Source organism: Achromobacter sp. CF-sbj1-Ac2-l (assembly GCF_052698165.1).
Genome location: NZ_CP199855.1, coordinates 4,373,874 through 4,388,222, shown reverse-complemented (window position 1 = coordinate 4,388,222; position 14,349 = coordinate 4,373,874). Strand labels below are relative to the sequence as shown.

The following is a 14,349-nucleotide window of genomic DNA, read 5'->3' as shown; positions in this document are numbered from 1 at the left end:
GGGGCGATGCGGCGCATGCGATGGCCTGCCACGGCGCGCAGGATGCCTTACAAAGCTTGACATACCGGCCCCCCGTCGCGGCCCTTTCCGCAAGGCGCATCTGATAAAGTTTTCGGCTGTCTTTTTTTGCAAGAAGGAGCGACAACGATGGAAGACGCGTTGAAGGAATTCAATGCCTGGGCCCCCAGGCTGGTGGACCTGGGCATCAATCTGCTCGTGGCCTTGCTGATCCTGGTCATCGGCTGGTGGGTCTCGGCCTTGCTGGGCCGCTGGGTGCGGCGCATCGCCACGCGTTCGAGCAAGATCGATCCGACCATCGTGCCGATGTTCTACAGCACCGTGGTCTGGACGGTGCGCATCTTCACGTTGATCGCGGTGCTGGCGCGTTTCGGGGTGCAGACTGCCAGCCTGATCGCGGTGCTGGGCGCCGCCGGCCTGGCCGTGGGCCTGGCGCTGCAGGGCACGCTGCAGAACATCGCGGCCGGCATCATGCTGCTGATCCTGCGGCCGGTGCGCGCCGGCGAATACGTCGGCCTGAGCACGGGCGCGGAAGGCACGGTCGAAGAGGTCGGCCTGTTCCTGACGCGGCTGGTCCAGGTCGACGGCATCCACCTGACGCTGCCCAACAGCACGGTGTGGAACGCCACCATCACCAACTACAGCCGCAACAAGACGCGCCGCCTCGATATCCCGGTGCCGGTGCGCTATGGCGATGACCTGAACGCGGTGCTGGCCAAGCTGCAGGACATCGTCGCGTCCAATCCCAACGCGCTGAAGGATCCGCAGCCGCTGGTGAAGGTGGTGGACTACAAGGAAAGCGGCGTGGTGGTGAACGTGCGCGTGTGGGCCGAGGCGGCCAAGTACTGGGACCTGCGCTGGGGCCTGTACCAGGACATCCGCCTGTCGCTGGAGGCCGCGGGCTTCCAGGCGCCGATCCCGCTGCGCGAGATCCAGAACCCCAAGGCCAGCGAGCCCAAGGCAGGCGCCGCTGTCTGAGCGTATGGCCGCCAATGAAAAGGGCGTCCCGGCCGATGGCGGGACGCCCTTTTTCATGGCGCGGCGCGGGCCGCGTGCCGGGCTCAGGCCTGGACCGCGAGGCGCGCCAGTTCGGCCTTGATCCAGCCGGCGATCTCGCGCTGGCGCTGGGCCGGCATGCGGTCGATGATGGCCGTCACGCTGACCGCAAGCAGCGGCGCGCCATGGTTGTCGAGCAGGGCGCAGCCCACGCCCAGCGCGCCGCGCACGGCGTGGTTGCCCACCACCGAATAGCCGCGCGCGCGGGTGTTCTCGATCAGTCGGAACATTTCCTGCGGCGTCATGCCGCCGTATTCGTCGAGCCGGCTGGAGTTGCGCTCGACGATGCCGCGGGCGACGTCGTCGGACAGCGCCGCCAGCAGCGCCATGCCGCCCGAGCCCACGCCCAGCGGCTGGCGCTTGCCGGCGTAGGTCGCGAGGATCTGCACCGGGTAACTGCCGATCTCGCGATGCAGGCTGATGGAATCGTCCTCGTCGCGCACCACCAGGAACACCGCGTCGCCGGTGCGGTCGGCCAGGCGCCGCAGCACCGGCAGCAACTGGCGCACGCGCGGATCGCGCGAACGGGTGTCGGGGTCCACCGCCAACTGGGCGCGGTATTTCTTGGTGCCCGTCACCGGCAGCACCAGGCCCGCGTCGAGCAGGGCGGCCAGCAGCCGGTAGATGGTGGGGCGCTGAATGCCCGTCAGGCGGGCAATATCGGTCACGCTGAGGCCATCAGGCCCCTGGTCCCGCAGGGCGGCCAGAACGGCCAGCCCGCGCCGCAATGTGCGTGGGCCTGCGGCCGCGGCATCGCTGTCTTGCATGCAACTCTCTGAAAACTTGGGGGTTATTGCGTCTTGGTCAAGGGAAAACCATAGTCCGTACCGTGGACTCTACCTTGATGCTCCGCTCGTGTATAGATCAGAATGCAGCATCCAATAATTCAAATCGTCCATTTAATGGACAGTATCAGCACGGAGACTATATGATGACCGGTCAAAAGCCTGGACTGCGGCGTCTTGCCGCCACGCTACTGGCTACCGCCGCAAGCGCTTTCGCCATGGGTTCCGCCCAGGCCGCCTATCCCGATAAACCTGTCCGCATCGTGGTCGGCTTCTCCGCCGGCGGCACCACCGATGTGATCGCCCGCATCATGGCCAAGGAACTCACCGAGAGCCTGGGCCAGTCGTTCGTGGTCGAGAACAAGCCGGGCGCCGGCAGCAACATCGCCACCGACCAGGTGCAACGCGCCGCGCCTGACGGCTACACGCTGCTGTTCGTGGCCGTCACCAGCGCCATCAACCAGACGCTGTACAAGAACGTCACGTTCGACCTGACGAAGGACTTCACTCCCGTGGCGCTGGGCGCCAAGGTGCCGAACATCCTGGTGGTCAACCCGCAGGTGCCGGTCAAGACGGTGCAGGAACTGGTCGATTACGCCAAGAAGAACCCGGGCAAGCTGGCGTTCGCCTCGTCGGGCAGCGGCACCTCGATCCACATGGCAGGCGAGCTGTTCAAGATGCAGGCCGGCATCGACGTGCTGCACGTGCCCTACAAGGGCAGCGCGCCGGCCATCACCGACCTGATCGGCGGCCAGGTGCAGTTCATGTTCGACAACATGCCGTCGGCCTGGCCGCACGCCCAGTCGGGCAAGCTGCGCGCCCTGGCGGTGACCACCGCCGAGCGTTCCAAGAGCGCGCCGGACCTGCCCACCATGAAGGAAGCGGGCTTCGCCAACTTCGACGTGTCGTCGTGGTTCGGCCTGATCGCGCCGGCCGGCACGCCGCCCGAGGTGGTCAACAAGCTCAACGCCGCCATGGTCAAGGCGCTGGACAAGCCCGACGTGCAACTGGCTTTCGAAAAGCTGGGCGCCGTGGGCGTCAAGACCACGCCGGCCGAATTCGGCCAGTTCATCAAGTCGGAAGTGGAAGGCTGGGCGCCGGTGGTCAAGGCGTCGGGCGCCAAGGTCGACTGATCGCGCGCTTCGTGCCGCGGCGGGTCAACCGCCGGCGGCCGATGACAGGGGACGGGCCGATGCCCGTCCCTATTTTTTTGCGTCGCCGTCGCGGCGGGCCGTGGCCAGCATGGCGGTGCAGACCCCGCGCATCATGTCCACCTCGTCGCGGGTCAGGGCGACGCGAGAAAAAAGGTGCCGCATGCGCGGCAGCAGCTTCTTGGGATGGGCCGGGTCCAGGAATCGCACGCCCACCAGCGCCTCTTCCCAGTGCGCCAGGAAGGCCTGCACCGCCTCGCCCGAGGCCGGCTCGGCGCCGCGCGAGGGCGCCTGCGCGGTCGAGGCCGGCAGCAACGGGGCGCCCTGGTCCACCAGCAGCGCGTAGCGCAGCTCCCAGGCCGCCAGTTGCAGCGCCTGGGCGACGTTCAGCGAGCTGTACTCGGGGTTGGCCGGAATGTGGCAGATGCGGTGGCACAGTCCGATCTGGTCATTGGTGAGACCGGCGCGCTCGGTGCCCAGCACGACGGCGGTGCAGCCCTCGGCGGTTTCGGCCAGGTGGGCGCAGGCCAGGTCGGCGGCCTGGCGGATGTCGCAGGGCGGGGGGCCGAGGTCACGCACCCGGGCGGTCAGGGCGAACGCCAGCGTCACGGGCGCCAGCGCCTCTTCCAGGGTATCGTAGATGCGCGCGTTTTCCAGCACGTCCAGGGCGCCGCTGGCCAGGGCCACGGCCTCCGGCTGGCTGGTGACATCGGCGAATTTGGGGCCCACCAGCACCAGTTCGGAGAAGCCCATGGTCTTGATCGCGCGGGCCGCCGAACCGACGTTTCCGGGGTGGCTGGGGTTCACCATGATGAAGCGAACGCGTGAAAATGCTTGAGTCATTTAAAATGGCACGTTTGGCTTAGTGCCTTCCTGGTTTTTTGAGCCGGTTTCCCCTGTCGGGGGCGGCGGATCCGGGGGGGTGGCTAGCGGCCTACCCACCGCATACGTACGGAATTTTATGCACCCGATGCTCAACATCGCCATCAAGGCGGCCCGGCGTGCCGGCACCATCATCAACCGTGCCAGCATGGATTTGGAACGACTCAGCGTGGCTCGCAAGGGGCCGCGCGATTATGTCACGGAAGTCGATCGCGCCGCCGAGGAGTCCATCGTCGAGACGCTGCGCGCCGCCTATCCGGACCATGCCGTCCTGGGCGAGGAATTCGGCTTGCAGGGCCCCGACCAGGCCGAATTCCAGTGGATCATCGATCCGCTGGACGGCACCACCAACTTCATCCACGGCCTGCCCAATTACGCCGTGTCGATCGCGCTGACCCAGCGCGGCCAGGTCACGCAGGCGGTCATCTATGATCCCTCGCGCAACGAACTGTTCACCGCCAGCCGTGGCAGCGGCACCTTCCTGAACGACCGCCGCGTGCGCGTCTCGGGCCGCACCCGCTACCACGAGGCCCTGCTGGGCGCGCACTGGCCCAACTTGGGCGACCTGGAACAAGGCTCGCAGCGTTTCCGCGCCATGGCCGAAGGCAGCACCGGCGTGCGCCGCCTGGGCGCCACCGTGCTGGACCTGGCCTATGTCGCCTGCGGCCGCCTGGACGGCTTCTGCGGCGTGGGCCTGAAGCCCTGGGACCTGGCGGCCGGCAGCCTGATGGTGCTGGAAGCCGGCGGCCTGGTCGCCGATTTCGACGGCGAGCAGGGCTGGATGGATTCCGGCAACGTGCTGGCCGCCAGCCCGAAGATCTTCACGCAGATGCTGTCGGCGCTGAACCCGACGCCGGCGGCCTGACGCCGCGGGCGCGTCCCGACGCATTCCCGAAGCCGGCCCATGTGGCCGGCTTTTTTGTCGCGCGCGCCGTTGCGCATCCCAGCGCGGCGCACGCCTCGGCACAGTTCCGTAAGCCATCCGCGCGACCCCTGTCACCGGCGTGTCACGCGTTTTCCGGGTACGATTACCGGTCGTGTAACTTCTGGAGCTCCTGATGGAGTGGCTGCTGGACCCCGCTGCGTGGGTCGGCTTGCTTACCCTGGTCGTCCTTGAGATCGTCCTGGGAATCGATAACCTGATTTTCATCGCCATCCTGGCGGACAAGCTGCCGCCGTCGCAACGCGACCGCGCGCGCATCCTTGGCCTGAGCCTGGCGCTCGTCATGCGGCTTGGCCTGCTGTCGGTCATGTCGTGGCTGGTCACCCTGACCACCCCCCTGTTTTCGGTCGGACCGCTGTCGCCCTCGGGGCGCGACCTGATCCTCATGGCCGGCGGCTTCTTCCTGCTGTTCAAGGGCACCATGGAGCTGCACGAGCGGCTCGAAGGCGGGCAGCATGGCGGCTCCTCGGGGCCGCGCGTGTACGCCAGCTTCTGGGTCATCGTGACGCAGATCGTGGTGCTGGACGCGGTGTTCTCGCTGGACTCGGTCATCACCGCGGTCGGCATGGTGGACCACCTGGCCATCATGATGATCGCCGTGGTCATCGCCATCGGCATCATGCTGCTGGCCTCCAAGCCGCTGACGCGCTTCGTCAACGCGCATCCGACGGTGGTGGTGCTGTGCCTGGGCTTCCTGCTCATGATCGGCTTCTCGCTGCTGGCCGAGGCCTTCGGCTTCAAGGTGCCCAAGGGCTACCTGTACGCCGCCATCGGCTTCTCGGTGGCGATCGAGGCCCTGAACCAGGTGGCGCGCCGCAACCTGCTCAAGCTGGACGCGCGCCGGCCCATGCGCGAACGCACCGCCTCGGCGGTGCTGCGCATGCTGGGCAAGCGCCCGCCGGCCGACGAGCCCGACCTGCCCAGCGCCGACGGTCCCGCCATCCCGGCCTTCGGCGTCGAGGAGCGCAACATGGTCAGCGGCGTGCTGACGCTGGCCGAGCGCTCGATCCGCTCGATCATGACGCCGCGCACCGACGTGTCGTGGATCAACATCGACGACGACCCCGACACCATCCGCCGCCAGATCACCGAGGCGCCGCACAGTTTCTTCCCGGTCTGCCGCGGTTCGCTCGACGAGGTGCTGGGCATCGCCCGCGCCAAGGACCTGGTGGCCGACCTGATCACCGAGGGCCGGGTGCGCCGCAACCGCCTGCGCGACCCGATCATCGTGCACGAGGCCATCGGCATCCTGCGCCTGATGGACACCCTCAAGCGCTCGCGCGGCCAACTGGTGCTGGTGGCCGACGAGTTCGGCGCCATCGAGGGCCTGGTGACGCCGATCGACGTGTTCGAGGCGATCGCCGGCGAATTCCCCGACGAGGACGAACTGCCCGACATCGTCGCCGACGGCCCCAACACCTGGAAGATCGACGGCGCGGCCGACCTGCACCACGTCGAGCAGGTGCTGGAAACCGAAGGCCTGGTCGACGAGGCGCAGGACTTCTCGACCCTGGCGGGCTACCTGCTGTCGCGCTTTGGCCACCTGCCCAAGCCGGGCGACGTCTGCGAATACGAATTCCACCACGACCATTTCCGCTTCGAGGTGCTGGAAATGGACGGCCGCCGCATTGCCCTGGTGCGCGTCGAGAAACGCTCCCCCGAGCCGCTGGACGAAGACGCCGCGCTGACCAACGACTAGATGCCTTCAAGGAACCCTTGCCATCGTGACTGATACCACGCTCTATCTCATCAAGGCCTTCATCCTCGGCATCGTCGAGGGGCTGACCGAGTTCATCCCGGTGTCCAGCACCGGCCACCTGATCCTGATCGGCGACTGGCTCAACTTCGAATCCAGCCAGGGCAAGGTGTTCGAGGTGGTGATCCAACTGGGCTCGATCCTGGCGGTGATGTGGATTTTCCGCGCGCGGCTGCTGCGGTTGATCCGCGGCACCCTCACCGGCGTGGCGAGCGAGGTGGCGTTCACCCGCAACCTGCTGATCGCCTTCCTGCCGGCGGCGGTCATCGGCGCCATCTTCATCAAGTCCATCAAGCAGGTGTTCTACCACCCCGGCGTGGTGGTGGTGACGCTGGTGCTGGGCGGCCTGATCATGCTGTACGTGGAACGCCGCACCCGCCACACCCCCGGCGACGCGCCGGGCGCGGCCGACGATACCGCCTCGGATGAGCGCGCCACCGCCCATACCCTGGAACAGATCACCTGGAAGCAGGCGCTGGGCGTGGGCGTGGCGCAATGCCTGGCCATGATTCCCGGCACCTCGCGTTCCGGCGCCACCATCATCGGCGGCATGATCGCCGGCATCCAGCGCAAGACGGCCACCGAGTTCTCGTTCTTCCTGGCCATGCCGACCATGCTGGGCGCGGCCGTGTACGACATGTACAAGAACATGGACCTGCTGACGCAGCACGACCTGTCCGGCATCGCCGTGGGCTTCGTGGCGGCCTTCCTGAGCGCCATCGTGGTGGTGCGGGCGGTGCTGCGCTTCGTGGCCAACCACACCTATCGCGTGTTCGCCTGGTACCGGATCGTGTTCGGCGCCATCGTGGCGGCCTGGATCTTCACCCGCTGAGATCCGCGCCGCGCCAACGCGACGGGCAAAAAGAAAGGGCCGCGCATGACGCGGCCCTTTGCTTTCGGACGGACAGGACGGGCACGCCGCCTATTCGGCCGTTTCCAGGTCGTAGAACTGCAGGCCGTCGCGGTCGATGACCAACCAGCCGCCGCGCGGCGGCGAGACGTGGTCGCAGTCCCAGTCCGGCAGCACCCAGCGCTCGCGCTTGACGCCGTCGACCTCCAGCACGTGGCGGGCGGGGCGGTGCGTGTGGCCGTGCACCATCAGCTTGACGCCATGGTCGCGGAAGGCCTGCGCCACGGCCCCGGCGTTGACGTCCATGATCTCCATGGACTTGCCCTGGTTGGCCATCTGGCTTTCGCCACGCGCCTGCTGCGCCATCGCCAGGCGCTCGGGGATGGTCTTGGCCAGGAATTCAGCCTGCCACCGCGGGTTGCGCACCATCTGGCGGAACTGCTGGTAGGCCGCGTCGTCGGTACAGAACTCGTCGCCGTGGGTCAGCAGGATGTCGCCGTAGTCGGTCTGCAGCAGCGCCGGCTCGGGCAGCAGCTTGGCGCCCACCGCGGCGGCCAGTTCCTCGCCGATCAGGAAGTCGCGGTTGCCGCGGCCGAGCCACACCGGAATCCGGCCGGCCGTGGCGCGCAGCGCCGTCAGCGCCGTGGCGAGCCACGGCGGCGCGGCGCGGATCACGTCGTCGCCGATCCAGGCGTCGAAGATGTCGCCCGGCAGCAGCAGGGCGGCGGCTTCTTCCTCGGCCGCCTGCAGGAAGGCCAGGAAGGCCTCCGCCGTGGCCGGCGTGGCCGGCCCCAGGTGCAGGTCGGAGGCCAGCCAGACCGGGCCGGACAGGGCGATCTTATTCAAGAACTTCGGCCTTCTCGATGATCACGTCTTCGTTCGGCACGTTCTGGTGGAAGCCCTTGTTGCCGGTCTTCACGCCCTTGATCTTGTCGACCACGTCGGTGCCTTCGGTGACGCTGCCGAACACGGCGTAGCCCCAACCGTTGGGCGTGGGCGCGGTGAAGTTCAGGAAGTCGTTGTTCGAGACGTTGATGAAGAACTGCGCGGTGGCCGAGTGCGGGTCGCTGGTGCGGGCCATCGCCAGGGTGTACTTGTCGTTCTTCAGGCCGTTGTTGGCCTCGTTCTCGATCGGGGCGTGGGTCTGCTTCTGCTTCATGCCGGGCTCGAAGCCGCCGCCCTGGATCATGAAGCCATCGATCACGCGATGGAACACCGTGCCGTTGTAAAAGCCTTCCTTGACGTAGGTCAGGAAGTTCTCGACGGTCTTGGGCGCCTTGGCGGCGTCCAGGGTGATGACCATGTCGCCTTGGTTGGTGTGAAGCTTGACGCGGGGATTGGTGCTCATGGCTTTTGTGCCTTCAGAGGTGGAGTTGGAGGGGGCGGCCGCGGGCGCGGCGCTGACGAGCGCCGGGGCAAATGCCAGCGCGAACGAGCACGCCGTCAGGCGCAGCAGGTGAAGAGGGGAGTAACGGGACGTCATTTGCGTTGCTTATCCTTCAGCATGGTTTCGACTTCGCGGGCCTTGTCCTGCATGCCGGGCACGCCTTCCTTGGCGGCCTGCTTGTAGGTGCGCAGGGCCTGCAGCAGTTGCAGGTCGCCCAGGTTGGCGCGCGCGGCGGCGTAGCCCGGGTCGGCGCGCAGGGCCATTTGCAGGGCGTCCTGCGCTTTTTCAAGTTCGCCCCGGCTGGCATATAGAGCCGCCAGGTTGTTCCAGGGTTCCGGCAGCTCGGGAAAGCGGGTCGTCATCTCGGTGTAGATGTCGATGGCCTCGGCCTTGCGGTCGAGCGCGGCCAGGGCGCGCGCATGCTGGAACATCAGTTGCACGTCGGTGCCGCGCTGGTCCTTGATCTCGGCTTCGCGCTTTTCGATCATCGCCAGCGCTTCGGCGTTGTCGCCGCGGTTCAGCAGGCGTTCGATGTGGGTGGTGATCTGCGAGGCGGACGGCTGCAGCCGGGTGTCCACGCTGGGCTGCATCGACTTGAGCACGTTCGACAGGCCGTCCCAGCCGCCCTCGGGCGGAATCGGGTCCAGGGTGGTGCGATTGGCATTCGGGTTCTCGCCCGATCCGCCGGCCATGGATTGGGCATGGGCGCCGGCCAGCGGCGAGCCTGCCAGGGCCAGGGCGAGCAGGGTGACGCAAAAACGCGGCTTGATAGTCACGTGGGCATCCGTTAAAAGTCGTGGCCGGCCGGCGCTGACGCGCGCGGCCGGGCCGCTTGCTATACTTGACGACCGCCATTTTAGCCTCGGTTGGGTTTTTGGCTCGACAATGGGTGAATTCGGTGGGTAAGGCCGGTAGGTGAAGCCGGTGGGCACGCAGACTGGATGACGCGAACCCGGGCATCGCCCGAACCACCCGGCCGGACGGCAAGCCTCGAAGGTATCGTCCTTCGGGCGCAACGATTTCCGCGGCCGCCACGGAAAGAACAGGACCATCACAAGCGCCATGCTGCAAATCTACAACACGTTATCGCGTACCAAAGAACCGTTCAAACCGGCCCAGGCCGGCCAGGTGCGCATGTACGTGTGTGGCATGACCGTGTACGACTTCTGCCACCTGGGCCACGCCCGCATGCTGGTGTCCTTCGACGTGGTGCAGCGCTGGCTGCGCGCCAGCGGCCTGGCGGTCGACTACGTGCGCAACATCACCGACATCGACGACAAGATCATCCGCCGCGCGGTCGAGACCGGCCGCCGCATCGGCGAGGTCACCGAGTTCTACATCGACGCCATGCACGCCGACGAGCGCGCGCTGGGCGTGGCTTCGCCCGACCGCGAGCCGCGCGCCACCGAGTACGTGGGCGAGATGCTGGACATCATCGGCAAGCTCGAGCAGAAGGGCCTGGCCTACCAGGCCGATGACGGCGACGTGAACTACGCCGTGCGCGGTTTCGAGGGCTACGGCAAGCTGTCGGGCAAGACCCTGGACGACCTGCGCGCCGGCGAGCGCGTGGCGGTGGGCTCGGCCAAGCGCGACCCGCTCGACTTCGTGCTGTGGAAGTCCGCCAAGGAAGAAGAACCGGCCGACACCAAGTGGGAATCGCCCTATGGCCTGGGCCGGCCTGGCTGGCACATCGAGTGCTCGGCCATGAGCAAGTCGCTGCTCGGCCTGCCGCTGGACATCCATGGCGGCGGCCCCGACCTGAAATTCCCGCACCACGAGAACGAGATCGCCCAGACCGAGGGCGCCTTTGGCGGCACGCTGGCCAACATCTGGATGCACTGCGGCCCGCTGATGGTCGATTCGGACAAGATGTCCAAGTCGCTCGGCAACTTCCGCACCATCCGCCAGACCATCGCCCAGGGCGAGCCGGCCGCCGACACGGCCGACTACCGCGTCAACCCGCGTGAAGCGGAAATGGTGCGCTTCTTCATCGTGCGCAACCACTACCGCAGTCCGCAGAACTACACGCCGGACAACCTGGTCGACGCCCAGAACGCGCTCGACCGCTTGTACCAGGCGCTGCAGAACGTGCCGGCGGACGACCAGGGCATCGACTGGAACGAGCCGCAGGCGCAGGCCTTCAAGGCCGCCATGGACGACGATTTCAACAGTTCGGGCGCGGTCGCGGCCCTGTTCGAGCTGGCCTCCGAGGCCAACCGCGGCAAGAGCGCGCGCAGCGCCGGCCAGCTCAAGGCCCTGGGCGGCCTGCTGGGCCTGCTGCAACAGGACCCGGCGACGTATTTCCAGTCGTCCACCCGCTATTCGGCCGCCGGCATGGAGCAGGGCGCGCGCGCCGAACTCGACGCCGCCGCCATCCAGGCCCTGATCGACGCCCGCGCCGCCGCCAAGGCCGCGCGCGACTTCGCCCAGGCCGACCGCATCCGCGCCGAGTTGCGCGAAGCCGGCATCGAGCTCGATGACAAGCCGGGCGGCCTGACGCAGTGGCGTCGGGCGTGAACCCCCTGGATACGCCCGCCATGTCCATCGCAGATACCGAGATTCCCAAGCCGGATTATTGGGAAGCCGCCGTCGCCCACCTGATGCGGCGCGACCGCATCCTGAAAAAGATCATTCCCCAGCACCCCGAGGTCTGGCTGACGTCGCGCGGCACGCCGTTCGTGACGCTGGCCCGCGCCATCATCGGGCAGCAGGTCTCTGCCAAGGCGGCCGACGCCGTCTGGGACAAGTTCCTGGAAGCCGCCGGCAAGCGTCCCACGCCGGTGGCGGTGTTGCGCGTGGGCCTGGAAGGCCTGCGCGCGGCCGGCCTGTCGCAGCGCAAGGCCGAGTACGTGCTGGATCTGGCGGTGCATTTCGGCGAACGCCGGGTGCACCCCGAGAAATGGGCGGCCATGGACGACGAGGCCGTCATTTCGGAATTGACCGCCATCCGCGGCATCGGACGCTGGACGGCGGAGATGTTTTTGATTTTCAATCTGCAGCGGCCCGATGTCCTGCCGCTGGATGATCCTGGGTTGCTCAAGGCAATCTCGCTACACTATTTCAGCGGCGAGCCTGTCTCGCGCTTCGAGGCTCGTGAAGTCTCGCTGGCGTGGCAACCCTGGCGTACCGTGGCAACCTGGTATCTGTGGCGCAGTCTGGAACCGACGCCGGTCCAATACTGACGCAATCCAGGTCGCCCATCTACGGAACCACACTACATGCGCAATACATTTCTGGAATTTGAACAGCCGCTCGCCGAGCTTGAGAACAAGATCGAGCAGCTGCGCTATGTGCAGGCCGATTCGGCGGTGGACATCTCCGACGAGATCGGACGTCTGCAGCAGAAGAGCCAGTCGCTGGCCAAGGAGATCTACGCCAAGCTCACGCCTTGGCAGACGGCGCTGGTCGCCCGCCACCCCCAGCGTCCCTACACGCTGGACTACGTGCGCGAGATCTTCACCGACTTCCACGAACTGCACGGCGACCGCATGTACGCCGACGACCAGTCCATCGTGGGCGGCCTGGCGCGCTTCAACGGCACGCCCTGCATGGTGATCGGCCACCAGAAGGGCCGCGACACCAAGGAACGCGCCGCGCGCAACTTCGGCATGCCGCGTCCGGAAGGCTACCGCAAGGCCCTGCGCCTGATGCGCCTGGCCGAGAAGTTCGGCATTCCCGTGTTCACCTTCGTCGACACCCCGGGCGCCTATCCCGGCATCGGCGCCGAGGAACGCGGCCAGTCCGAAGCCATCGGCCACAACCTGTACGCCATGGCCGAACTGAAGGTGCCCGTGATCGTCACCATCATCGGCGAAGGCGGCTCGGGCGGCGCGCTGGCGATCGCCGTGGGCAACGCCGTGCTGATGCTGCAGTACGCGACCTACGCGGTGATCTCGCCCGAAGGCTGCGCCTCGATCCTGTGGCGCAGCGCCGACAAGGCGCCCGAGGCCGCCGAGGCGCTCGCCATCATCGCCCCGCGCCTGAAGGACCTGGGCCTGGTCGACCGCGTCATCAATGAACCCGTGGGCGGCGCGCACCGCGACCCGCGCGTCATGGCGCGCCTGCTGCGCCGCGCGCTCGGCGACGCCCTGCGCCAGTTGCAGGGCATGACGCCCGAGCAACTGGTGGAACAGCGGGTGCAACGCCTGCTGTCCTACGGCGCCTTCCAGGAAGTGCGCGCCTGAGCGAAGCGCGCGCGCCGGCCTTGGCCGGCGCCGCGGCCGCTTCCGGCCCGCGCCCGCCGCCATGACTTCCCGCCCCGCGTCCGACTCGACTGCCGCGGGGACCCCTTTCCCCCATCCCGTCTCGCCCGACCTGATCGCGGCCCTGCGCCGCGCCCTGCAAGCCCTGCCGCGGCCGCCAGGGCGGTTCGCCGTGGCTGTCAGCGGCGGCGCCGACTCGGCCATGCTGGCGGTCCATGCCGCCGCTGTGGCGCGGGAACTGGGCGCCGGCGTGGCTCTGCTGCACGTGCATCACGGCCTGCAAGCCGCCGCCGATGGCTGGCGCGATCAGGTCGAGGCGCTGGCCCGGCTGCTGGAACTGCCGCTGCGGCAGGCCCGCGTCGAGGTCGACGCGGCCGGCGGCAAGGGCATCGAGGCCGCCGCGCGCGACGCCCGCTATGCCGCGCTGGCGCGGCTGGCGGACGAGGAGGGCATCGGCCTGGTCCTGCTGGCGCACCACCGCAACGACCAGGCCGAGACCGTGCTGCTGCGCCTGCTGCGCGGCACCGGGCTGGCCGGCATGGCGGCCATGGCGCCGCTCACATCGCGTGACGGCCTGACCTATCTGCGGCCGTGGCTGGAGCAGGACCGGACGACGATCCTGCAGGCCGCGCGGCAGTTTGCCGACGCCACCGGCTGGCACGCGGTGCAGGACCCGACCAACGCCGATCCGCGCTACACCCGCGCCGCGCTGCGCGAATTGCTGGCGCCGGTGCTGGATGCGCGCTGGCCCGGCTGGCGCGCCATCGTCGCGCGCCACGCCCGGCACATGGCCGAGGCGGGCGAGATCCTGGACGAGGTGGCGCGCGAGGATTTCGCCGCGCTGGAGCCGGGCGCGGACGGCGCCAGCTTCTCGCTGGCGGCCTGGCGGCGGCTGTCGCCGGCGCGCCAGGCGCACGTGCTGCGCCACTGGATGGCGCAACAGGGCGCCCGCATGCCGACCGAGGCGCGCCTGAACGACCTGCTGCGCCAACTGCGCGGCGTGCACAGCCTGGGGCACGACCGCCAGTTGCGGGTCGAACAGGCCGGCCACGTGGTGCGCTGCCATCGCGGGCGGGTGTGGATCGAGCCGCAGCCGGATCCGCAGACGCCGGCGTCACGCTAGCGCAAAAGGGGGGCGCCCGGTACCCGGAGGCGCCGCGCGCAGGGAAATCCGCGGCTGGCGCCGTCTAATTCTGGCCAGAACGACAGTTTTCCGGAAAAAACGACCGTTCCCTGGAAAGAAAATTCCATGGCGTGCGCAAATTTTTACCGTCGGGATAGAATATGAGGTTTTGCCCGCCCCCACTCTTGCGGCGGGT

At 67.9% G+C, this 14,349-nt stretch carries 14 protein-coding genes; 9 read left to right on the top strand and 5 right to left on the bottom strand.

Annotation, left to right across the window (positions count from 1 at the left end; genetic code table 11):
- Positions 1–147: 147 nt before the first annotated feature.
- Positions 148–996, top strand: a complete 849-nt coding sequence (locus tag ACUDCK_RS19910) for a mechanosensitive ion channel family protein (RefSeq protein WP_054503106.1) — start codon at positions 148–150, stop codon at positions 994–996.
- Between the two features lie 83 nt (positions 997–1,079).
- Here the strand turns inward: ACUDCK_RS19910 and ACUDCK_RS19905 are convergent, their stop codons facing one another.
- The gene (locus ACUDCK_RS19905; RefSeq protein WP_054503105.1) at positions 1,080–1,841 is read right to left on the bottom strand and encodes an IclR family transcriptional regulator; all 762 of its coding nucleotides are present in this window, start codon (positions 1,839–1,841) and stop codon (positions 1,080–1,082) included.
- Between the two features lie 161 nt (positions 1,842–2,002).
- On the opposite strand from ACUDCK_RS19905, the gene ACUDCK_RS19900 reads away from it, so the two are divergent.
- Entirely contained in the window at positions 2,003–2,992 is a 990-nt protein-coding gene (locus ACUDCK_RS19900) for a Bug family tripartite tricarboxylate transporter substrate binding protein (RefSeq protein ID WP_049072912.1), read from the top strand.
- 69 nt (positions 2,993–3,061) lie between these two features.
- Here ACUDCK_RS19900 and ACUDCK_RS19895 read toward each other — a convergent pair whose 3' ends face one another.
- Positions 3,062–3,853 (bottom strand): RNA methyltransferase, encoded by a 792-nt coding sequence (locus tag ACUDCK_RS19895; RefSeq protein WP_144654703.1) that lies wholly within the window; start codon positions 3,851–3,853, stop codon positions 3,062–3,064.
- Between the two features lie 118 nt (positions 3,854–3,971).
- Between ACUDCK_RS19895 and ACUDCK_RS19890 the strand changes: the two genes are divergently transcribed.
- The 3 genes from ACUDCK_RS19890 (at position 3,972) to ACUDCK_RS19880 (ending at position 7,423) form a co-directional block, all read left to right on the top strand.
- Positions 3,972–4,757: an inositol monophosphatase family protein gene (locus tag ACUDCK_RS19890; protein WP_175166612.1), complete on the top strand. Its 786-nt coding sequence runs from the start codon at positions 3,972–3,974 to the stop codon at positions 4,755–4,757.
- Positions 4,758–4,950: 193 nt separating this feature from the next.
- A complete protein-coding gene (locus ACUDCK_RS19885; RefSeq protein ID WP_175166613.1) occupies positions 4,951–6,534 on the top strand; it encodes a TerC family protein in 1,584 nt (527 codons plus the stop codon).
- A gap of 25 nt (positions 6,535–6,559) precedes the next feature.
- Positions 6,560–7,423 carry an undecaprenyl-diphosphate phosphatase gene (locus ACUDCK_RS19880; protein WP_054503102.1) on the top strand — a complete coding sequence of 288 codons (864 nt, stop codon included), beginning with the start codon at positions 6,560–6,562 and terminating at the stop codon, positions 7,421–7,423.
- Between the two features lie 90 nt (positions 7,424–7,513).
- On the opposite strand, the gene ACUDCK_RS19875 is transcribed toward ACUDCK_RS19880, so the two are convergent.
- The 3 genes from ACUDCK_RS19875 to ACUDCK_RS19865 form a co-directional block, all read right to left on the bottom strand.
- A complete protein-coding gene (locus tag ACUDCK_RS19875; protein WP_054503101.1) occupies positions 7,514–8,287 on the bottom strand; it encodes a UDP-2,3-diacylglucosamine diphosphatase in 774 nt (257 codons plus the stop codon).
- On the bottom strand, positions 8,280–8,789 hold the full coding sequence (locus ACUDCK_RS19870; RefSeq protein ID WP_026382011.1) for a peptidylprolyl isomerase: 510 nt from the start codon (positions 8,787–8,789) through the stop codon (positions 8,280–8,282). The genes ACUDCK_RS19875 and ACUDCK_RS19870 overlap by 8 nt, the downstream gene beginning before the upstream one ends.
- A 131-nt stretch (positions 8,790–8,920) precedes the next feature.
- Complete coding sequence (locus ACUDCK_RS19865) at positions 8,921–9,604, bottom strand: tetratricopeptide repeat protein (protein ID WP_054503100.1); 684 nt, start codon at positions 9,602–9,604, stop codon at positions 8,921–8,923.
- Positions 9,605–9,890: 286 nt separating this feature from the next.
- Between ACUDCK_RS19865 and cysS the strand changes: the two genes are divergently transcribed.
- The 4 genes from cysS to tilS all read left to right on the top strand — a co-directional run bounded on the left by cysS (position 9,891) and on the right by tilS (position 14,153).
- Positions 9,891–11,345: a cysteine--tRNA ligase gene (gene cysS, locus ACUDCK_RS19860; RefSeq protein ID WP_064524216.1), complete on the top strand. Its 1,455-nt coding sequence runs from the start codon at positions 9,891–9,893 to the stop codon at positions 11,343–11,345.
- Positions 11,346–11,365: 20 nt separating this feature from the next.
- Positions 11,366–12,010, top strand: a complete 645-nt coding sequence (locus ACUDCK_RS19855; protein ID WP_054503300.1) for a DNA-3-methyladenine glycosylase family protein — start codon at positions 11,366–11,368, stop codon at positions 12,008–12,010.
- 36 nt (positions 12,011–12,046) lie between these two features.
- Positions 12,047–13,012: an acetyl-CoA carboxylase carboxyltransferase subunit alpha gene (locus ACUDCK_RS19850; RefSeq protein ID WP_024069860.1), complete on the top strand. Its 966-nt coding sequence runs from the start codon at positions 12,047–12,049 to the stop codon at positions 13,010–13,012.
- Between the two features lie 142 nt (positions 13,013–13,154).
- The gene (tilS, locus tag ACUDCK_RS19845) at positions 13,155–14,153 is read left to right on the top strand and encodes a tRNA lysidine(34) synthetase TilS (protein WP_244976841.1); all 999 of its coding nucleotides are present in this window, start codon (positions 13,155–13,157) and stop codon (positions 14,151–14,153) included.
- Positions 14,154–14,349: the final 196 nt, after the last annotated feature.